This is a genomic window from Bradyrhizobium sp., assembly GCF_052389815.1.
Taxonomy (GTDB): domain Bacteria; phylum Pseudomonadota; class Alphaproteobacteria; order Rhizobiales; family Xanthobacteraceae; genus Bradyrhizobium.
The window spans coordinates 1-18,699 of sequence record NZ_JBQTHN010000005.1 but is presented as its reverse complement, the minus strand read 5'-3'; the positions used below and the strand labels follow the sequence as shown (position 1 = coordinate 18,699).

Here is an 18,699-nt window from a genome sequence, read left to right as displayed (position 1 = left end):
GGTGCGGGGTCAGGCGTCCTTCCGGTCGACGACGAATGGAGCGTCGGCCGGCAGTTCGTCTGTTCCTACCACCTCGATACGGTCGGCCTTCAGACGAGACAGCGCGTTGAAGCGGGCCGGCGCCGCCGCCAGGACGGCGTCGCGGTCCGCATCCGGAAGCAGCGAAAGCCGCACCGTGATCTCTTCCCGCTGTTGCGGGCGGGTGACGATGGCCTGCGCGCGGCCGATTCCCGGAATGGCAATGGCGAGGTCTTCGAGCTGGCGCGGATAGATGAATATCTCGCGCGCCTTCACCGCCTGCCCGACGCGTCCCTGCAGCATGCCGATCCTGCGCACCGTGCCATCGGCGTTCATAGCCGTGGCGACGGCGACGTCGCCGGTACCGAACCGGATCAGCGGCCAGCCCGGCGTCAGCGTGGTAACCACGATCTCGCCGGGCTCGCCGTGCGGAAGCGGAGCCCCCGTCGTCGGGTCACAGATTTGCACGATGCGGTCCTGGTGAACCTCGTAGCCGCCGTCCTGCGCGCCATTTTCGAAGGCGATCACGCCGAAGTCCGCCGTCGCATAGACTGCGAAGGTGCGAACGCCGTACCTGGCTTCCAGGCGACGGCGCTTGCCGAGCCAGTCGCCGAGTTCGCCGCCGAGCAACGCAGTTCTGACCTTCCAGCCACCGGGCAGCGAATGACCCATCGCCTCGATGGCTTCCGCTAGCGTGATGAAGAAGGCGGTCGAGGCGCAGATGCAGGTCACGCCAAGGTCGGTCACCAGCTTCGCCTGCAACTCGCTGCCGCCGGTGCCGGCTGGAATCACCGTCGCGCCGACCGAGCGCAGGCCCTCGTCGAGCAGAAGGCCGGCAGGCACGAGATGATAGGACCAGGTGTTGAGCACGCGATCGCCGGGGCCGAGGCCGGCGGCGGCAAAGGCCGTGCCGAAGCCGCATCCGTCGCGGTCGTGCCTCAGTTGAGGTTCGTTGATGGGGCCGGGAGAGACGAAGATACGGACGATTTCTTCATCCTTTGCTGCAAGGAAACCCCCGAATGGCGGCCGCTGGCGTTGTAACTCGACCAGCGACTCCTTTTTGAATACGGGCAGCCGCGACAGGTCGTCCACGGTCTTGAGATCGGCTGGAGCGAGGCCTGCGCGATCGAACATCTCCCGAATGGCGGGTGCGAGCTGGTGGGCCGCACGCTGGATCTGTTGCAGGACCGTGAAGCGCGTCTCCTGGCTCATTACCGTCTCCTCTTGGCATTCCCGACTTGCTTTTCCTATTTGCCGGTGAAGCGTGGTTTGCGTTTTTCCTCGAATGCGGCAAGTCCCTCCTTCAGGTCGTTGCTGCGGGCGTGGACTTCGCTGGCGAGCAGTTCTTGTCGCAGTGCTATCGCACAAGGTTGCTCGAGGCCATCATCGACCAGCACCTTCATGCGCCGAAGCACGAGCGGGCTCTTGTTGACGAGCTTGGCGACCAGCGCCTCGGTCGCCGGGATCAGCATGTCGTCATCGACGACCTCGTTGACCAGTCCGGCGGCAACGAGCTGTTCGGCTGGCACGAACTCGCCGGTGTAGAGCAGATATTTTGCGCGGGTCGGGCCGATCTTACGCGGCAGCCGCACCGAGCTGCCGCCGCCGGGCAAGAGCCCAAAATTTGCATGGGCGTCGCCCAGCTTGGCCGAGCGCGCCGCGACGACGAGATCGCAGCACAGCATCAGTTCCAAGCCGCCAGCCAACGTCAATCCGTTCAGCGACGCGATCACCGGCATGGGAAACGTCTCGAGCCGGTTCATGACAAGGAGAACGGTATCGAGAAGGCGGCTCAGCGACGTTTCGTTCCCGGCTTCGCCGCGTACGAATTTGAGGTCGGCGCCGGCGCAGAATGCGCGCCCCGTTCCGGTCAGCACTACTGCGCGGACGTCTGACAGCTGAGCCTTGTCGAGCGCCGCGTTGATGCCCGAAATCACCGCGGGAGTGATGGCATTGAGTGCATCCGGCCGGTTCAGCGTGATCCACATCGCGCCACCCCGAATTTCAGAGATAACCGATTCCACCGGACTTTCCTCGGAATTGACTTTCGAGTTAGTTGATTATTCGTAAGGTTATGTTACAGACTGTCGGGATTAATGCAAGTCAAGCCGCTGCCGGAAAGAGCGATCGAGATGAGTCTTCCCCTCGCTGGAATTCGGGTGATCAGTCTGGCTGAGCAGTATCCCGGGCCTTACGCAACCTTGTTGCTAAGTGATCTTGGCGCCGACGTGATCCTGGTGGAACGTCCGGGCGCGGGAGATCCTGCACGGCAGTTTCCGGCCTTTCACGGCGCGCTCAATCGCGGCAAGCGCTCGGTGGCGCTGGATCTCAAGAGCGTTGAAGGCAAGCTGAACCTGCGCAGGCTGGTCGCTTCCGCCGACGTGCTGATGGAAGGATTTCGTCCGGGCACCATGGCGCGTCTCGGCTTCGGCCATGAGGCGATGGCGGAGCTCAACCCAAGGATGGTCTATGTCTCGATCTCCGGCTTCGGGCAGGACGGGCCGTATCGCGATCGCCCCGCCCACGACATCTCCTATCAGGCACTTGCCGGGTTTCTCTTTCGTCACGCCGAGCAAGGCTCGGTGGAGGATCCGGGAAGCATCGCGATCGGCGACCTGTCCTCCGGCATGTTCGCTGCCGTCGGCACGTTGGCGGCGCTGTTCGAGCGCGCACGTACGGGAGAAGGAAAATATGTCGACGTCTCGATGACGGACGGCCTGGTGTCCTGGATGTCGGTGATGCTCGGTCCGGTGATGAACGGTGCGCCGCTCGCCGACATCGGCGCCGAGCCGGCCTATGGCGTCTTCAAGTGTGCCGATGGCCGTCTCCTCACGTTGTCGATTGCTCATGAAGACTGGTTCTGGCGGCCGCTGTGCGAGTTGCTCGGCATGCCTGATGCGGCCGGCTTCAATCGCAGCGAGCGGGTCGCGCGCGGCGATGCCTTGCGAGGCAAGGTCGCTGCCGTGCTGGCGACGCGCGATCGCACCGATTGGGCGCAGAAGCTGGATGCCGCCGGGATTCCATGGGGGCCGGTGAACTCGTTGAGCGAGGTGACCGCCGATCCGCATTTCCGGGCGCGCGGGCTGTTCCGCGAGGTGGCGGATGGGAACGGCGGGCGGAGCCACCATGTGGCGCAGCCGTTGATTTTTTCCGGCGAGCATCCCGGTCCGCGCTCCGGCGTGCCCGGCCTTGGCGAGCATACGGAGCAGGTGCTGCGTGCACTGCCGGAGCTCAAGGACTAGCAGGTAGAGACCAGAGAAGATTCCAATCCTCAAGGGAGGGCGCGATGAGCGACATCTATGTGGTCGGTGTTGGCATGACCCCGTTTGGGCGCATGCTCGATATCGATATGAAGACCCTGTCGCGCAGCGCGGTGGATGCCGCGCTCGGCGATGCGGGATTGCAGAAGTCTGACATCGAAGCGGCCTTCTTCGCCAACGCGTCGCAAGGCCATATGGAGCGCCAGCACATGATCCGCGGCGAGATCCTGCTACGCGAAATGGGAATCGGCGGCGTTCCCGTTGTCAATGTCGAGAACGCCTGTGCCAGCGGCAGCACGGCGTTCAACCTTGCCGTGACTTTCCTTAAGGCGGGTGAGGGGGACGTTGCGCTCGCGCTCGGCGCCGAGAAGATGTTCTCGACAGATCGCAAGCTGATGTTCGAGGCATTCGATAGTGCCTGGGACGTCAGCCGCGACGGCGAAATTCGCGACAGGCTGCTAGCGCTCGGCGAGGGAGTCGAGGTGCCGGAAGGCACGACCTCGGACAAGCCCTACAGCGTGTTCATGGATGTCTACGCCGCGTTCTCACGTCAGCACATGAAGCGCTTCGGCACCACGCAGCGCCAGCTTGCTGCGGTGGCGGCGAAGAACCATCGGCATTCCGTGGAAAATCCGCTGGCGCAGTTTCGCAATGCCTATTCGGTCGACGAAGTGCTGAATGCCCCGCCGATCACCTATCCGCTGACGCTTCCGATGTGCTCGCCGATATCGGACGGTGCGGCGGCTGCGATCCTCGCGACCGAGGCGGGCTTGAAGCGGCTTGGTCTCGACAAGTCGCGGGCCATCCGCGTGCTGGCATCGGTCATCCAGACCGGTAGCGATCGTGATCCGTCCGAAGTGGAGCGGCACTGTACCGCGCTCGCGGCGAAAAAGGCCTACAACAAGGCCGGTATCGGCCCGGACGACGTCGCTGTCGCCGAGGTGCATGACGCGACGGCCATGGGCGAGATCATCCAGATCGAGAACCTCGGATTCTGCGATTTCGGTGAAGGCGGCATCATTTCGGAGCGCGGTGACACCGCGCTCGGCGGACTTATACCGGTCAATCCGTCCGGCGGACTTGAATCCAAGGGACATCCCGTCGGCGCCACCGGCATCGGGCAGGTACATGAACTGGTGGCGCAACTGCGCGGCGAGGCGGGACCGCGGCAGGTCGAGGGGGCGCGCATCGCGCTCGCCGAAAACGGCGGCGGCCTTCAGGGCATCGAAGAGGCGGTAGCCTGCATCACCATCCTTGGCCGCTGATACAGAAGATCGAGCAAGAGGGGCTCTCATGCAGTTGAATGGAAAAGTTGCAATCGTGACCGGCGCGGCGTCGGGGCTCGGGCGGGCATCGTGCGTCACACTGGCGAAGGCGGGCGTGCGTGTCGCCGCCTTCGATCGTGACGAGTCGCGGCTCGCCGATCTTTGCCGGGAACTGGGGAGCGCGGCATTCGGGCGTGTTGTCGACGTTGCCGACGAGACCAGCGTTAGCTCCGCGATCGAGGCTGTGCTCGAAGCATTCCAGGCGGTTCATATCGCCGTCAATTGTGCGGGCGTCGCCGATGCGGCCAAGACCGTATCGAAGGGGCAGCCGTTTCCGCTGGCGACCTGGAACAAGGTCATCGGCATCAATCTCACCGGCACCTTCAACATCATCCGCTTTGCGGCGCTCGCTATGACCTGCAACCAACCGGAGGGCCCGAGCGGCGAACGTGGCGTCATCATCAACACCGCATCCGGCGCAGCCTCGCAAGGGCAGGTGGGCCAGGCGGCCTACAGCGCCAGCAAGGCCGGCGTGGTCGGCCTCACCTTGCCTGTCGCGCGTGACCTCGCTGAACATGGCATTCGCGTCGTCTCCATTGCACCGGGCTTGTTCGACACCGGGATGGTCGCCGGCATGCCGCCGAAGGTTTCGCAGTCGATCGTTGACCGTATGATCCTTTATCCGAACAGGATGGGGCAACCCCACGAGTTCGCCAGTTTGGTCAAGCACATCGCCGAGAATGCCTATCTTAACGCCACAACTATCAGCATTGACGCAGGCGCGCGAATGCAGCCGCGCTAGATGATGCCGCTTCTGGCCCTCCGAAATTTCAACAGCGGTTCAATGACCGCCGCCGATTACTTTGGGCAGGATGTGCAGAATTCAAAGCCGCGATTTCGATAACGAAAGAGTTCGCAGTTTTATTCCGAGTGGTGCTCCACCAAGACACTACTGGCGAACTCTCGTTATGCAACAAGCCCAGGAATTTTCTCGTCGACGAAAAGCAAGAACCGGGTGTTGCGGCCCTCCGCCGCGAGATTCTGGCCGAAAGAGATCCTCGCGTCGTATCGGTACTCGCTCGGCACTGGACGGGTCAAGAACCGCTTCACACGGTCACCCGCGGGTTTCTAGCCATCGCGCTTACCTTGACCGCACGAGAGCACGCTACAAGCTGCCCCCTGAGTCCCGCATTCATTTGGAAACAGCAGCTAAGGTATTAAAATTACTGGAGCGAATTTCGTCCATTTTTCCAAATACGTCTTGAAACAGCAGAATAATCAAGCGGATTTTGATTCCGCCATTCGGAGGTTCGATCCCTCCCGCCCCAGCCAGTTGATATTACTCAGCTAAATCGCTTCCTTGTTGCTTCATTTGGAAATGGCGGAATCCGCTGCCCGTTGAAGAAAGACGTCGCTATTTCGCTCGCCACTTATTCATTGTCGATGACCTGACTCCCTCCAATGGTCCAACTGGTAAGCAAACATGCGAATGGAGTCTGTTGACGCACGGGTGAGCAAATTCGCGAAAGCTCATAGCTTGGCAGGCTGGGGGAGGGACGTTTGCCTCGCCCAGGTGCAGTCTGGTCAGAGAGCGAAAAGCGGGAATGGCTGCGCTGGGGTTCGAGTCGCTCCCCCACTACCACGAGCCACGATATCATACGCTAGAGTTTGTCTCGGAGACGAACTGTGCACGCCTAGTGGTGACCAGCGGTGTTTGCGAGCACTTTCCGCCCAGGGCTCTACAATCACAGGGACGTGGCATATTCGCCGAATGAGCGGTTATGGAACCGTCTGCTGTCGGGGTACACTCTGCTTCGGCAAGTCCAGAATTGACACATCAGAATTTCGTAGCACCACCCGCGGAATCGAAATCCGATGCTCGATCTAGCTGAGCTACGAGCGCGCGAGTCTTTTCAAGAGCTTAGCCGAGGGGACCTAGATTGCTACTGGGTACAGTCGAATAATCTCCTCGGCTTCTTCGCCACGACAGCGAATGGCAGTGATTCGGCGGGTTTAGGTCAATCGGGCAGCCTCTTCATCGTGATTCCAGCGAGCCTTGCCGATGGATGTATCGATCAACTCGCCGCGCAACAGGGCAAGTGGCGATTTGTAGTAGAGCGCGATGTTGTGAAACGGGTCAGTGAGGACCTTGCTGACCCATACGAGGCCGGTTGGAACATCCTTGGTAATGAACAGCTGGATCATCCGGAACAGGCCGCCGCCGATACCGATCACGAGCCAAAGCTTTCCGACGCCATGGACGAAATCCATCCTGCCGGTTGGCGGATCGAAGAAGCCAAACAGTGTCGGAGACAGAAGCAAAGCCAGCGGCGCCAATCCCCAAACGAGCAAGAGGACAATCTTGCGGCTCTGGTTGAAGCCGACCTTGATCGTCTCCTTGTACTCGTGCGTGACGTTGTTGACCGCGTCAAAGCCGTTTGGTTCGAAGAAGAAATGACCGGCTTGCCGCGTCAGCATCGCCAGCCAGCCGACGAGACCAGCGAGCGCAGCATCCTTGAAGAGCAGCCCGTAGCAGCCGAGAAAAATCACGGCGCTGATCAAATGCAGTGTCTGATTGATCCGGCTCTGATGATAGTAGCGATAATCATCGAAGCGTTGAGCTTGCAGCATGTCAGTGAAGAGGCTCATGTGAAATCCCTGCCCAGTTAGGTTGCCGACCGGTAGTGAGATCCAATGAACACCGCGTGACAGGATAACGTTGTCATGCGAGGAAGATTGTCGAAGCCGCAGGTGGCTCGTCTTCTGCTAATCAAATGCATTTGCAACCAATGCCTGGAATCCCGATAGCCTCAGCCGACGTTGTCTGAGCCTGTTGGATGCTCTCGATCGCAGCTTCGATTGTCGTACCGCCATGTCACCGTGGAAAGCGAACGAGAGAAGCATGTGGTCAGCTTCGACGTTCCGATCGCTTGTATTGGCTCAGATGCCCCTCACGGGCTGCTCGGGAACGTGCCGCCTTCGCGATACCACGGCTTTTTCCCGGGGGCGCCACGCGAGATATCAAACGATCCAGTTTCTCGCTGCCGCAGCGGGGACACGTTGGCGTGTCACCGGCGCTGATCAAGAGTTCGGTATCCTTGCCGCATTCGGTACAATGAAAACCATAGAGGGGCATGTCCGCGTCTCCCACTCAGGCTGCCCGGCGGTCCGTCCGCACGCAAACTGCCTTCACCTGTGACCAAGCAGGAAGCGGACCAAAACCGGCAGAGAAACCGCACCAGGCGCGGTTCGCCTGTTGCGCGTTCGGCTGACGCCAGATCGGCGGTGTCTTGAATTACAATTCGTGCCGGCGTGTTATGGCGCGTGCCAACCCAAAACAGACAAGGAAATTCCCGATGTTTATTGCCATGAACCGGTTCCGCGTCGCCAAAGGCTCAGAGGCAGCCTTCGAGGATGTCTGGATGTCGCGCGACACTCATCTCCATAAGGTTCCGGGCTTTGTGGAATTTCACCTCCTGAAGGGTCCTGAAGCCGAAGATCACACGCTGTATGCCTCGCACACGATCTGGAAGGACCGCACATCTTTTGAAGCGTGGACCAGATCCGAGGCGTTTCGTGCTGCGCATCAATCGGCCGGCAACAACAAGCCGCTTTATCTCGGGCATCCGCAGTTCGAGGGTTTTGAAGCTATCCAGACAGTCGCCAGCGGAAAGGCTGAGGCGGTTTGAGCGGAGAGGCGAAGCCGCATGGCGTCGACGAGCTATTGTCGGAAACCGGACGTCGAATGTTGCGGATTCGTCAACATGTCGGGGTCAGGACAGTCCATTCGGCCGGTAATGGCGCGTAAATCGGTGGCCCGGTTCCTGCACATCCCTGTTCACCAAGGCAGAGAAGTGGGAACCGGGTGAGCCTCGACGTGCAGGTCAAGGAACGCGATGCGCAGCCGGTGCACGGGACTCCGGACGTTGCATCGTGCCCGTTTCATGCCGATCAACGGGATCGCGAGGCGGGAGAGCAGAAGACGCTGGTGCTGACCGGCGCTTCGCGCGGCATCGGGCACGCCACGGGAAAGCTGTTCTCGGAAGCCGGCTGGCGCATCATCACCTGCTCGCGCCAGCCGTTCGACGGCGAGCGCTGTCCCTGGGATGCTGGATCGGACAATCATGTCCAGATCGAGCTGGGCGATCATCGCGCGATGCCACGCGGGATCGCAGAACTCAAGGCGCGGCTCGCGGGAGCGCCGCTCCACGCGCTGATAAACAATGCCGCGATCTCGCCAAAAGGCCCGGAGGGCGATCGACTCAGTTCGCTGAGCACTCCCGTCGAGACCTGGATGAACGTGTTTCACGTCAATCTGCTGGCGCCGATCATGCTGGCGCGGGGGATGTTCGATGAGTTGAAAGCGGCGGGCGGCTCGATCGTGAACGTAACGTCGATCGTCGGGTCCCGCGTGCATCCTTTTGCGGGCACGGCGTACGCAACGTCAAAAGCGGCACTGGCATGCTTGACGCGGGAAATGGCGCACGACTACGCGCCGCACGGCATCCGCGTCAACGCAATCGCCCCCGGCGAGATCAAGACCGATATTCTCTCGCCGGAAACCGAGGCGCGGCTTGCGCCGACGATTCCAATGCAGCGGATCGGCCGGCCTGAAGAGGTTGCGAAGGTGCTTTTCTTTCTCTGCTCGGACGCAGCAAGCTACGTCACCGGCGAGGAAATCCAGATCAACGGCGGACAGCACGTCTGAGCGGTCTGGCAGGAAAAACAGGTGATGTATGGAGATAGTGACTTGGCCCGGCTGCCTGCAAATCAGTCGTCACAATTTGATCTGGATCAATGCGGCCGGCGGGAAAGTGCCCGGAACGCGCAATTTCGTGGTTAAACTCCTCGATGCTGCGGCAAGCCAGTGTGCAATTGACGCCGCCATCTTCCTCAGCGTTGAGGCCAAGTTGGGCACGACATTCGTGTGAACATGCGACACAATAGCAACAATTCTTCGGAAAAACGGGTCGGAAACGTTCGGGACAATGGAGAGGTTACCATGGTCCATGCTGCAGCACCCGTGCTCGAAGCCCCGGACACGCGGCCGAGCGTTCCGCTGATTCCCTTGAGCGAGATCGCGCTCACGGGGATCTATGAAATTTCCAAGATCCTCAACGCGCCGAACCGGCTCGAGACAACGCTTTCGAGTGTCCTCAATGTCCTGACATCATTTCTGCAGATGCGGCATGGCGTCATTTCGCTGCTGGCGGACGACGACGTTCCGGACATTACTGTGGGCGTCGGCTGGAACGAGGGAACCGACGAGCGCTATCGCGCCCGGCTGCCGGGAATGGCGATTGGACAGATCGTGGCAACCGCGGTCCCGCTAGTCGTGGAAAACGTCGCAACGCATCCGCTGTTTGCGACCGACGCGGCTGCGCTTGGCGCAGCACACAATGTCACGGTGTCGTTCATCGGCGTTCCGATCCGGGTTGGCACCAAGGTCGTCGGAACCTTGAGCATCGACCGGATCTGGGACGGCCGCGCGGTGTTCCGATTGGACACTGATGTGCGTTTCCTGACGATGATTGCCAACCTGATCGGGCAAACCGTTCAGCTCCACCGCGTCGTTTCCCGCGACCGCGATCGCCTGATGGCCGAGAGCTACCGGCTGCAGAAGGAGTTGTCTGAACTCAAGCCGGTCAAGGAGCGAAAGAAGGTACACGTCAAGGGCATCATCGGAGACAGTCCCGCGCTGCGCTCGCTGCTCGAAAAGATCAATATCGTTGCGAAATCTCACTCTCCGGTGTTGTTGCGCGGCGAATCCGGCACCGGCAAGGAATTGATCGCCAAGGCCATTCACGAACTGTCTCCCCGCGCCAAGGGGCCATTCATCAAGATAAACTGTGCAGCGCTGCCGGAATCGGTGCTCGAATCCGAACTATTCGGCCATGAGAAGGGAGCGTTCACGGGCGCCATCAACGCGCGGAAGGGACGGTTCGAACTGGCTGACAAGGGGACGCTGTTTCTCGATGAGATCGGCGAAATTTCCGCGGCCTTCCAGGCCAAGCTGCTGCGGGTTCTCCAGGAACAGGAGTTCGAGCGCGTCGGCGGCAACCACACCATCAAGGTTGATGTGCGGGTCGTGACGGCCACCAACAGGAATCTCGAGGAAGCGGTAGCTCGCAACGAGTTTCGCGCCGACCTCTATTATCGCATCAGCGTCGTGCCGATGTTGATGCCGCCGCTGCGCGACCGGCGCAGCGACATTCCCCAGCTCGCGGTCGAGTTCCTCAAGCGCTTCAATGGCGAGAACGACCGGACCCTCACCTTCGACGCCAGGGCGATGGAAGTGCTGATGGGCTGCGGCTTCCCGGGCAACGTGCGCGAACTGGAGAATTGCATCCAGCGGACGGCGACACTTGCGCAGGGCCCCTGCATCGTGATGGATGATTTCGCCTGCCGTCGCAATGAATGTCTGTCTGCGATGCTGTGGAAGGGGCATTCCGACCTCGCGCCCCAGCGTCTGCGGCCGGCGGTATCGCTGCCGATATTGCCGATCGCGCCGGCGGGCGGAATCGCCCGCGCGCCTGCCGGCCCGCCGCCGGGGCCGCGCGAAGTTGACGCGACTGCAGCGCCGTCCGGATCGCCGGCGGTGAACCGCGGGGAAGTGCCTGATCGCGACCGGTTCACTGAGGCGATGGAAAAAGCGGGCTGGGTTCAGGCCAAGGCCGCCCGAATTCTCGGATTGACCCCGCGCCAGATCGGCTATGCCCTGAAGAAGCACGGCATCGAGGTCAAGCGTCTCTGACAGGACTGTCGCACTTGCGACAGCCTGTCGGGGCCATGACAGTCCCTCGCCCGCAGGGCAAGACGAATAGTCGATATAAATCAAACCTCTGACTGTTGGCACGCGGCTTGAAAGAGGAATGCCGACGAGATTGTCGTCTGGCATCGCAAGCACGCGGGAGTCACGGGATGGCCTACAAAATCATCGCTTCGCAATGCACGGTGTGCGGAGCGTGCGAGTTCGAGTGCCCCAACGCCGCCATCCGCCTGAAGAACGACATGTACATTATCGACCCGAAGAAATGCACCGAATGCGAGGGGCATTTCGATACGCCGCAGTGCGCGGTGGTCTGTCCGGTCGAGAATACCTGCGTGCCCGCATAGGGATCGACTGCCATGGCGGGCAATAGCGAGAATTGCAGTGAGAAGGTCGGGATGTTTGCCTGGCTTGGCGGGATGCTGATGAGGTTTGTCGCCGACGAGGACTTGCGCGTGCGCTATGTGATCGCGAGGACGGCGGCGCGAGCGCGAACCAAACAATCGAAGCCGCGGGCGGAGTGACGAATGGCAGCCGTACAGGAGACCGTCGATCGAGTCCGCGGCATCGATGTCGAGCAATACAAATACGGATTCGTCACCGAGATTGAATCCGACAAGGCTGCGAAGGGACTGTCGGAAGACACCGTCCGCTTCATCTCTGCGAAGAAGAACGAGCCGGCATGGATGCTGGAATGGCGGCTCGAGGCCTATCGCCGCTGGCTGACCATGACGGAACCGACCTGGGCGCGCGTCAACTACCCCAAGATCGACTACCAGGATCTCTATTATTACGCGGCGCCGAAGCCAAAGAAATCGATCGGCTCGCTTGACGAGATCGATCCCGAAATCCTCAAGACTTACGAGAAGCTCGGCATTCCCCTGCGCGAGGTGGCGATGCTGGAGGGCGTCGAGCCGCGTCCGGGCGAAGCATCACCGGAAAAGCGCAAGATCGCCGTCGACGCGGTGTTCGACTCGGTCTCCGTCGCCACCACCTTCAAGGAAGAGCTGAAGAAGGCCGGCGTGATCTTCATGCCGATCTCCGAAGCCATCCGCGAGCATCCGGAACTGGTGAAGAAGTATCTCGGTTCCGTGGTGCCGACCTCGGACAATTTCTTTGCCACGCTGAACTCGGCGGTATTTTCCGACGGCTCGTTCGTCTACGTGCCGCCGGGCGTGCGCTGCCCGATGGAGCTGTCGACCTATTTCCGCATCAACGAACGCAACACCGGCCAGTTCGAGCGCACGCTGATCATCGCCGACAGGGGTTCTTACGTCAGCTATCTCGAAGGCTGCACCGCGCCGCAGCGCGACGAGAACCAGCTCCATGCCGCCGTCGTCGAACTCGTCGCGCACGATGACGCCGAGATCAAGTATTCGACGGTGCAGAACTGGTACCCCGGCAACTCCGAAGGTGTCGGCGGCATCTACAACTTCGTCACCAAGCGTGGCGACTGCCGCGGCAATCATTCGAAGATTTCCTGGACCCAGGTCGAGACCGGTTCGGCCATCACCTGGAAATATCCGAGCTGCATCCTGCGTGGTGATCACTCGCGCGGCGAGTTCTACTCGATCGCGATTTCGAACGGTCACCAGCAGGTCGATTCCGGCACCAAGATGATTCACCTGGGCAAGAACACGACCAGCCGGATCATCTCCAAGGGCATCGCCGCCGGCAAATCCCAGAACACCTATCGCGGCCTGGTCACCGCACACCGCAAGGCGACCGGCGCACGCAACTACACCGCCTGCGACTCGCTCTTGATCGGGGATAAGTGCGGCGCGCACACCGTGCCGTATGTTGAGGCGAAGAATTCGTCGGCCACCTTCGAGCACGAGGCGACCACCTCGAAGATTTCCGAGGACGTGCTGTTCTACTGCATCCAGCGTGGGCTCAGCCAGGAAGAAGCCGTCGGCCTGGTGGTCAACGGGTTCGTCAAGGACGTGCTGCAGCAGCTGCCGATGGAATTCGCGGTCGAGGCGCAGAAGCTGATCTCGATCTCGCTGGAAGGAAGTGTGGGATGAGCATTGGTCAACCACGCAACGGAGGGATTTCGCTATGACGCCGCTGCTCGCAATCCGAGACCTTCGCGCCGAGGTCGGCGGCCGAAAGATCCTGAACGGCCTGGATCTCACGGTCGACAAGGGCGAAATCCACGCCATCATGGGCCCCAACGGCGCCGGCAAGTCGACTCTGTCCTACGTGCTGGCAGGCAAGCCCGGCTATGAAATTACCGGTGGCGAGATCCTGTTCAGGGGCGAGAACCTGCTCGAAATGTCGCCCGACGAGCGTGCCGCCAAGGGCGTGTTCCTCGCCTTCCAGTATCCGCTGGAAATCCCCGGTGTTGCCACCATGACGTTCCTGCGCACCGCACTCAACGCCCAGCGCCGGCAGCGCGGCGAGGAGGAATTGTCGTCGCCCGACCTCATCAAGCGCGTGCGCGAGATTGCAAAGAAGCTCGGCATCGACGCCGAGATGCTGCGCCGGCCGCTCAATGTGGGTTTTTCGGGCGGCGAAAAGAAGCGCAACGAGACGCTGCAGATGGCGCTCCTGGAGCCGCTTCTGTGCGTGCTCGACGAAACCGATTCCGGTCTCGACATTGACGCCCTGAAAGTAGTTGCCAACGGCGTCAACGCACTGCGCTCGGCCGAGCGGGGCATGATCGTGATCACGCACTACCAGCGCTTGCTGGATTACATCGTGCCCGATGTCGTCCACGTGCTCGCCGCTGGCCGCATCGTGAAGACCGGCGGCAAGGAGCTTGCGCTGCAGCTCGAGGAGACCGGTTACGCGCAATACCAGAACGAGGCGGCTTGACGGTCATGAACGCTGGAATCCGTGCCATCAGGACCAAAGCAGAACTCGGGTTGGCCGACGTCTACGCGGCGGCCCGACCGTCGTTGCCCGGCGGCGACGATGTCGCGGCCGAACGCGCCGCGGCATTCAATCACTTTACCCTTGCGGGGTTGCCGAACTCGCGGGTCGAGGCATGGAGATACACCGATCTGCGGCGGCTGATGCAGGATGCCAAACCGCTTGCTGTCGCGCCGGATATCGCTGCCAGGACGCGTGCCCGGGAGTCCGGCGACCGGCTCGCCGGCCTCGGCTTTCGGCGGCTGATGATCGTTGACGGTACATTTGCTGCCGATATCTCCGATCTCGAGGGTCTCGAGATGGGTCTCACCATTCGCTCGATGGCCGATGCCCTCGCATTGGACGAGCCGCTGTTGTCGCAGCGTCTGGGCGATATCGTTCCGGCAAACGAACCGGCGCTGTCGCTCAATACGGCGCTGGCGGGCGATGGCGTGGTGATCGCGGTTTCTCCTGGCGTGACCATCGACCGCCCGATCCATCTTTCTTTCATTTCCACCGGCGCGCCGCCGGCCGCGATGTTCACGCGATCGCTGGCCGTGATCGGCGGCGGGGCGCGGGTGACCGTCATCGAGACCCACGACGGGCCGGACCGGTCGGATTATCAGGTCAACACCGTGCTGCAGGTCGTGGTCGGCGACGAGGCTCGGCTCGACCATGTCAAGTGCACCCGCGAGGGGAGCACTGCGCTGCATGTTGGAACGCTGCTGGCGAACATCGGCGCGCGCGCCAGGTTCAATGAACTGAGTTTCACCACTGGCGGGGCCATTGTGCGCAACCAGATGTTCGTGCGGCTGGCGGGGGAGGGAACGGTTGCTTCCATCCGGGGCGCGAGCCTGCTGGCCGGCGGCCAGCATGCCGACACCACGTTGGCCATCGACCACGCCGCGGCCGGCAGCGAGAGCCGGGAAGTGTTCAAGGCTGTCGTCGACGACAATGCCCGTGCGGTGTTCCAGGGCAAGATCACCGTCCGGCAAGAGGCGCAGAAGACCGATGCCAAGATGATGGCGCGCGCGCTGCTACTGTCCGACGGTGCCGAGGCGAACTGCAAGCCGGAACTGGAGATCTTCGCGGATGACGTCCAGTGCGGCCATGGCGCGACGACCGGCACGCTGGACGATCAGCTCAAATTCTACCTGATGGCCCGTGGAATCCCCGAGAAGGAAGCCGAAGCGCTGCTGATTCAGGCGTTCGCAGCCGAAGTGGTCGAGGCCGTCGAGCATCTGGGCATTCGCGACGCGCTGCTGGACGCGACGCTGGACTGGCTGGGGATGCGGAGATGAAGCCATGCACCCCGCAGTAAGCAATGGCAGTTACGACGTCGGGCGGGTTCGCGAGGACTTTCCGATCCTCGGGCTGCAGGTTCACGGCAAGCCGCTGGTCTATCTCGACAACGCCGCCTCGGCGCAGAAGCCGGCGATGGTGCTCGATCGCCTGACGCAGGCGTACCGTTCCGAATATGCCAACGTCCACCGCGGCCTGCATTTTCTCGCCAATGCGGCGACCGAAGGCTACGAGGGCGCGCGCCAGAAGGTCGCCACGTTTCTCAACGCCGAACGCAGCGAGGAAATCATATTCACGCGCGGCGCGACGGAAGCGATCAATCTGGTCGCGCAGACCTTTGGACGCGAGCGCATCGGGCCGGGCGACGAAATCGTTCTCTCGATCATGGAGCACCACGCCAACATCGTGCCGTGGCATTTCCTCAGGGAGCGCCAGGGCGCGGTGATCAAATGGGTTCCGGTCGACGACGACGGCAACTTCCTGCTCGACGAGTTCGAAAAGCTCCTGACCGATCGCACCAAAATGGTGGCGATCACGCAGATGTCGAATGTGTTAGGAACCATCGTGCCGGTCAAGGAAGTGGTCCGGATCGCGCATGCCCGTGGGATTCCCGTTCTGATCGACGGCGCACAATCGTCGGTGCACATGGACGTCGACGTCCGCGACATCGACTGCGATTTCTTCGTCATCACTGGACACAAGCTCTACGGCCCGACCGGGATCGGCGCGCTCTATGGCAAGCATGAACACCTCGCCGCCATGCCGCCGTTTAACGGCGGCGGCGAAATGATCCGCGAAGTGTCTCAGGACCGCGTCACGTACGGCGAGCCGCCGCACCGGTTTGAGGCCGGAACGCCGGCGATCGTGCAGGCGATCGGGCTTGGCGCCGCGATCGACTACATCAACTCGATCGGCAAGGCCCGCATCCGGGCGCACGAGACCGACCTGACCAGATACGCCCACGAGCGGCTCGGCGAGATCAATTCGCTGCGCATCATCGGCTCGGCAAGGGACAAGGGCGCAATCGTCTCGTTCGAAATGAAGGGCGGGCATCCCCACGATTTCGCCACCATCATCGATCGCTCAGGAATCGCGGTCCGGGCCGGCACCCACTGCGCGATGCCGCTGCTCGAACGCTTCGGCGTGCCGGCGACCTGTCGTGCGTCGTTTGCCCTTTACAACACGCGAGACGAGGTCGATTGCCTCGCGCGCGCCCTTACGAAGGCACAGGAGTTCTTCGCATGAGCCCCCGGATTTCGCCAAAACGCGCGACGATCGCCCGGGTCGTCCACGATGCGCGCCGGCGGCGGGTCGAGCAATCGGGTTGGATCGCGGGCATCCCCGAATTCAAGCTGGGCGATACGGTGCGGTCGACCGCGCTGTTCAAGAACGACGGCATCGACCCTCACCGCGACATCGGCGAGACTCTGGTCCACAAGGGCGATGCTGGAATTATCCGGCAAAGCTGGAGTTTCCTTGGCGAGATCTACTACACGGTCGAATTCGCAACGCGCGCGGTGGTGGTCATCATGCGCGGCCGAGAGATGGTGAGGGCCGCCTGGTCTACCTGAATTCGGTCGGACTCAAGCCGCAGCCCTGAGCGCCTGCCGGGCATCGGCGCGGACGCGTTCGACCATCGAACGAAATCCGTTCGAGCGTTGCGGGGTGAGATGTTCGCGCAAGCCGAGGCGCTCGAACAACGCGATCGGATCGGCTGCCAGAATTTCGCCGGTAGGCTTGCCCGAAACCAGGGCCAGTAGGATGGCGACGAGCCCACGGACGATGTGGGCGTCGCTGTCGCCGGCGAAGTGTAGCCTGGGGCCGTCCGCGCCCGGAGAGACGGTGGTTGCCAGCCAGACCTGGCTGGCGCAACCCTGCACCTTGTTCGCATCTGTTCGATGGATTTCGGGCAGCGGGCGCAGGCCACGGCCGAGCTCGATGACATAGCGGTACCGGTCGTCCCAATCGTCAAGCATCGAGAAGTTGTCGATGATCTCGTCGATGTCGGGAGAATTCGTCAGGGGTGAATGATCCATCGATGCCGTAGCCTCCTTTTGCGAGGTCATCTTGCGAATGTTGTTGACCGTTCACCACGCTGCCGATGACGGCAGCAGTCCGAGCAAGGCGGAAGAATTCCCGCGGCGTCCGAGCAACGCATCGACCTTGCAATGAACGGAATCGAAGGCGATGGGCTTGCCGAGCACATCGTGTGCTCCCCACTTCAGGCTGTTGCGAGCGAGGGGATCATTGGCGGAGTTCGCCACCATGAGGATCTTCGCACCGGGTAAGCGGCGGGCGATCTCGGCCAACATGCGTTCGCCGTCGCTTTGCAAAAAGCCGATCCCAAGCATGACGATCTCCGGCGTCAGTTCCGCGCCCTTGAGCAGCGCCTGATCGAGGCTCTTGAAGCCGTGAGTCTCGCGATGCCCCCTCAGGATGAATTGCAGCGCCGACCGGACCACCTCGTCGCTTTCGACGACGAAAATGCAGCCGGTGTCTGCTTGATGGCGGGATTCGAAACGCGCGCGCATAGCACCCTCGCTGATTTGACCTGGATCAATAAGCAAACGCCGTACCGCGGCGGGAAACGCTCAAACGAGGCGGTTTTCCTGCCGCGGGCGTCGGTTCTCGCATGCGCCGGTCACCGTGTTGTTTTGTTTGAGACAGCGCATCGCGCTGACGTCGGGTGACGCGCAGTCATGTCGGGTTTGCAACAAGCGCCGCTCTGTTCGTTATCTATTTAGAATCAATGAAAATTTCGTCGGCGGGCGCCGCTGGCACAGTCGTTGCAAACGTCGTTCTTGCGAAAGCGTGTGGCTGCTCGCGAAGGTCCTCGATGAGGACAGGCAGGGGGCGACGCGCTGCAAGGGGTGCAACGAGATTGGATCGCGCGGTTCGCGCACAGGAAATCGGTCTACGGAGAGCAACATGTCTTCACTGCGACAAATCGCGTTTTACGGCAAGGGAGGTATCGGCAAGTCGACCACCTCCCAGAACACCCTGGCTGCGCTGGCCGAGATGGGTCACAGGATCCTGATCGTCGGCTGCGACCCCAAGGCGGATTCCACCCGCCTGATCCTGCACGCCAAGGCGCAGGACACCATCCTGAGCCTTGCCGCTGCCGCCGGCAGCGTCGAAGACCTCGAAATCGAAGAGGTCATGAAGGTCGGCTATCGCGACATCCGCTGCGTCGAATCCGGCGGTCCGGAGCCGGGCGTCGGCTGTGCTGGTC

Annotated in this window: 20 protein-coding genes and 1 pseudogene; 14 read left to right on the top strand and 7 right to left on the bottom strand. The window is 61.8% G+C overall.

What is annotated here, in order from left to right; genetic code table 11:
* Nucleotides 1-9: 9 nt before the first annotated feature.
* Nucleotides 10-1,230 carry a phenylacetate--CoA ligase family protein gene (locus ACT4OC_RS00930; RefSeq protein ID WP_024343243.1) on the bottom strand — a complete coding sequence of 407 codons (1,221 nt, stop codon included), beginning with the start codon at nucleotides 1,228-1,230 and terminating at the stop codon, nucleotides 10-12.
* Nucleotides 1,231-1,265: 35 nt separating this feature from the next.
* On the bottom strand, nucleotides 1,266-2,042 hold the full coding sequence (locus tag ACT4OC_RS00925; RefSeq protein ID WP_230646578.1) for an enoyl-CoA hydratase/isomerase family protein: 777 nt from the start codon (nucleotides 2,040-2,042) through the stop codon (nucleotides 1,266-1,268).
* A gap of 108 nt (nucleotides 2,043-2,150) precedes the next feature.
* Here ACT4OC_RS00925 and ACT4OC_RS00920 point away from each other — a divergent pair, with 108 nt between their 5' ends.
* From ACT4OC_RS00920 to ACT4OC_RS00910, 3 genes are read left to right on the top strand one after another with little or no spacing between them, the layout of a single operon-like run.
* Nucleotides 2,151-3,260: a CaiB/BaiF CoA transferase family protein gene (locus ACT4OC_RS00920; RefSeq protein ID WP_057199301.1), complete on the top strand. Its 1,110-nt coding sequence runs from the start codon at nucleotides 2,151-2,153 to the stop codon at nucleotides 3,258-3,260.
* 44 nt (nucleotides 3,261-3,304) lie between these two features.
* Nucleotides 3,305-4,543 carry a thiolase family protein gene (locus tag ACT4OC_RS00915; RefSeq protein WP_057199221.1) on the top strand — a complete coding sequence of 413 codons (1,239 nt, stop codon included), beginning with the start codon at nucleotides 3,305-3,307 and terminating at the stop codon, nucleotides 4,541-4,543.
* Nucleotides 4,544-4,598: 55 nt separating this feature from the next.
* Nucleotides 4,599-5,345 carry an SDR family NAD(P)-dependent oxidoreductase gene (locus ACT4OC_RS00910; protein WP_444837216.1) on the top strand — a complete coding sequence of 249 codons (747 nt, stop codon included), beginning with the start codon at nucleotides 4,599-4,601 and terminating at the stop codon, nucleotides 5,343-5,345.
* A gap of 56 nt (nucleotides 5,346-5,401) precedes the next feature.
* Here the strand turns inward: ACT4OC_RS00910 and ACT4OC_RS00905 are convergent.
* The 3 genes and pseudogenes from ACT4OC_RS00905 to ACT4OC_RS00895 form a co-directional block, all read right to left on the bottom strand.
* Nucleotides 5,402-5,452: pseudogene (locus ACT4OC_RS00905) on the bottom strand ((2Fe-2S)-binding protein); the annotation flags it as partial.
* A 1,104-nt stretch (nucleotides 5,453-6,556) separates the two neighbouring features.
* Nucleotides 6,557-7,192 (bottom strand): hypothetical protein, encoded by a 636-nt coding sequence (locus ACT4OC_RS00900; protein WP_444837215.1) that lies wholly within the window; start codon nucleotides 7,190-7,192, stop codon nucleotides 6,557-6,559.
* Between the two features lie 259 nt (nucleotides 7,193-7,451).
* Nucleotides 7,452-7,679, bottom strand: coding sequence for an FmdB family zinc ribbon protein (locus tag ACT4OC_RS00895; protein WP_444837214.1), 228 nt, complete (start codon nucleotides 7,677-7,679; stop codon nucleotides 7,452-7,454).
* Nucleotides 7,680-7,899: 220 nt separating this feature from the next.
* Between ACT4OC_RS00895 and ACT4OC_RS00890 the strand changes: the two genes are divergently transcribed.
* The 10 genes from ACT4OC_RS00890 to ACT4OC_RS00845 all read left to right on the top strand — a co-directional run bounded on the left by ACT4OC_RS00890 (nucleotide 7,900) and on the right by ACT4OC_RS00845 (nucleotide 17,038).
* Nucleotides 7,900-8,232, top strand: a complete 333-nt coding sequence (locus ACT4OC_RS00890; RefSeq protein ID WP_444837213.1) for an antibiotic biosynthesis monooxygenase family protein — start codon at nucleotides 7,900-7,902, stop codon at nucleotides 8,230-8,232.
* A gap of 188 nt (nucleotides 8,233-8,420) precedes the next feature.
* Nucleotides 8,421-9,251, top strand: coding sequence for an SDR family NAD(P)-dependent oxidoreductase (locus ACT4OC_RS00885; RefSeq protein ID WP_444837354.1), 831 nt, complete (start codon nucleotides 8,421-8,423; stop codon nucleotides 9,249-9,251).
* A 28-nt stretch (nucleotides 9,252-9,279) separates the two neighbouring features.
* Nucleotides 9,280-9,474 carry a hypothetical protein gene (locus ACT4OC_RS00880; RefSeq protein ID WP_444837212.1) on the top strand — a complete coding sequence of 65 codons (195 nt, stop codon included), beginning with the start codon at nucleotides 9,280-9,282 and terminating at the stop codon, nucleotides 9,472-9,474.
* A 71-nt stretch (nucleotides 9,475-9,545) separates the two neighbouring features.
* Entirely contained in the window at nucleotides 9,546-11,297 is a 1,752-nt protein-coding gene (gene nifA / locus ACT4OC_RS00875; protein ID WP_444837211.1) for a nif-specific transcriptional activator NifA, read from the top strand.
* A gap of 167 nt (nucleotides 11,298-11,464) precedes the next feature.
* Complete coding sequence (locus tag ACT4OC_RS00870) at nucleotides 11,465-11,659, top strand: 4Fe-4S binding protein (RefSeq protein ID WP_014892091.1); 195 nt, start codon at nucleotides 11,465-11,467, stop codon at nucleotides 11,657-11,659.
* Between the two features lie 180 nt (nucleotides 11,660-11,839).
* Entirely contained in the window at nucleotides 11,840-13,336 is a 1,497-nt protein-coding gene (gene sufB / locus ACT4OC_RS00865) for a Fe-S cluster assembly protein SufB (protein WP_444837210.1), read from the top strand.
* A gap of 34 nt (nucleotides 13,337-13,370) precedes the next feature.
* Nucleotides 13,371-14,129: a Fe-S cluster assembly ATPase SufC gene (gene sufC / locus ACT4OC_RS00860; protein ID WP_444837209.1), complete on the top strand. Its 759-nt coding sequence runs from the start codon at nucleotides 13,371-13,373 to the stop codon at nucleotides 14,127-14,129.
* Nucleotides 14,130-14,134: 5 nt separating this feature from the next.
* The gene (gene sufD / locus ACT4OC_RS00855) at nucleotides 14,135-15,466 is read left to right on the top strand and encodes a Fe-S cluster assembly protein SufD (RefSeq protein ID WP_444837208.1); all 1,332 of its coding nucleotides are present in this window, start codon (nucleotides 14,135-14,137) and stop codon (nucleotides 15,464-15,466) included.
* Between the two features lie 4 nt (nucleotides 15,467-15,470).
* Nucleotides 15,471-16,712 carry a cysteine desulfurase gene (locus ACT4OC_RS00850; protein WP_444837207.1) on the top strand — a complete coding sequence of 414 codons (1,242 nt, stop codon included), beginning with the start codon at nucleotides 15,471-15,473 and terminating at the stop codon, nucleotides 16,710-16,712.
* Nucleotides 16,709-17,038, top strand: coding sequence for a nitrogen fixation protein NifZ (locus tag ACT4OC_RS00845; RefSeq protein ID WP_444837206.1), 330 nt, complete (start codon nucleotides 16,709-16,711; stop codon nucleotides 17,036-17,038). The genes ACT4OC_RS00850 and ACT4OC_RS00845 overlap by 4 nt, the downstream gene beginning before the upstream one ends.
* 12 nt (nucleotides 17,039-17,050) lie before the next feature.
* Here ACT4OC_RS00845 and ACT4OC_RS00840 read toward each other — a convergent pair whose 3' ends face one another.
* Nucleotides 17,051-17,503, bottom strand: a complete 453-nt coding sequence (locus tag ACT4OC_RS00840; protein ID WP_444837205.1) for a SufE family protein — start codon at nucleotides 17,501-17,503, stop codon at nucleotides 17,051-17,053.
* 51 nt (nucleotides 17,504-17,554) lie between these two features.
* Nucleotides 17,555-17,998 (bottom strand): response regulator, encoded by a 444-nt coding sequence (locus ACT4OC_RS00835; RefSeq protein WP_444837204.1) that lies wholly within the window; start codon nucleotides 17,996-17,998, stop codon nucleotides 17,555-17,557.
* Nucleotides 17,999-18,395: 397 nt separating this feature from the next.
* On the opposite strand from ACT4OC_RS00835, the gene ACT4OC_RS00830 reads away from it, so the two are divergent.
* Nucleotides 18,396-18,699 (top strand): AAA family ATPase (locus ACT4OC_RS00830; RefSeq protein ID WP_444837203.1); only part of this gene is annotated, 304 nt, incomplete at its 3' end.

What these genes read in the sequence shown, in the direction of transcription:
- ACT4OC_RS00930 (WP_024343243.1), bottom strand. Translation starts at nt 1,230, where the DNA reads ATGAGCCAGGAGACGCGCTTCACGGTCCTGCAACAGATCCAGCGTGCG.
- ACT4OC_RS00920 (WP_057199301.1), top strand. Translation starts at nt 2,151, where the DNA reads ATGAGTCTTCCCCTCGCTGGAATTCGGGTGATCAGTCTGGCTGAGCAG.
- ACT4OC_RS00915 (WP_057199221.1), top strand. Translation starts at nt 3,305, where the DNA reads ATGAGCGACATCTATGTGGTCGGTGTTGGCATGACCCCGTTTGGGCGC.
- ACT4OC_RS00900 (WP_444837215.1), bottom strand. Translation starts at nt 7,192, where the DNA reads ATGAGCCTCTTCACTGACATGCTGCAAGCTCAACGCTTCGATGATTAT.
- ACT4OC_RS00895 (WP_444837214.1), bottom strand. Translation starts at nt 7,679, where the DNA reads ATGCCCCTCTATGGTTTTCATTGTACCGAATGCGGCAAGGATACCGAA.
- ACT4OC_RS00890 (WP_444837213.1), top strand. Translation starts at nt 7,900, where the DNA reads ATGTTTATTGCCATGAACCGGTTCCGCGTCGCCAAAGGCTCAGAGGCA.
- ACT4OC_RS00880 (WP_444837212.1), top strand. Translation starts at nt 9,280, where the DNA reads ATGGAGATAGTGACTTGGCCCGGCTGCCTGCAAATCAGTCGTCACAAT.
- nifA (WP_444837211.1), top strand. Translation starts at nt 9,546, where the DNA reads ATGGTCCATGCTGCAGCACCCGTGCTCGAAGCCCCGGACACGCGGCCG.
- ACT4OC_RS00870 (WP_014892091.1), top strand. Translation starts at nt 11,465, where the DNA reads ATGGCCTACAAAATCATCGCTTCGCAATGCACGGTGTGCGGAGCGTGC.
- sufB (WP_444837210.1), top strand. Translation starts at nt 11,840, where the DNA reads ATGGCAGCCGTACAGGAGACCGTCGATCGAGTCCGCGGCATCGATGTC.
- sufC (WP_444837209.1), top strand. Translation starts at nt 13,371, where the DNA reads ATGACGCCGCTGCTCGCAATCCGAGACCTTCGCGCCGAGGTCGGCGGC.
- sufD (WP_444837208.1), top strand. Translation starts at nt 14,135, where the DNA reads ATGAACGCTGGAATCCGTGCCATCAGGACCAAAGCAGAACTCGGGTTG.
- ACT4OC_RS00850 (WP_444837207.1), top strand. Translation starts at nt 15,471, where the DNA reads ATGCACCCCGCAGTAAGCAATGGCAGTTACGACGTCGGGCGGGTTCGC.
- ACT4OC_RS00845 (WP_444837206.1), top strand. Translation starts at nt 16,709, where the DNA reads ATGAGCCCCCGGATTTCGCCAAAACGCGCGACGATCGCCCGGGTCGTC.
- ACT4OC_RS00840 (WP_444837205.1), bottom strand. Translation starts at nt 17,503, where the DNA reads ATGGATCATTCACCCCTGACGAATTCTCCCGACATCGACGAGATCATC.
- ACT4OC_RS00835 (WP_444837204.1), bottom strand. Translation starts at nt 17,998, where the DNA reads ATGCGCGCGCGTTTCGAATCCCGCCATCAAGCAGACACCGGCTGCATT.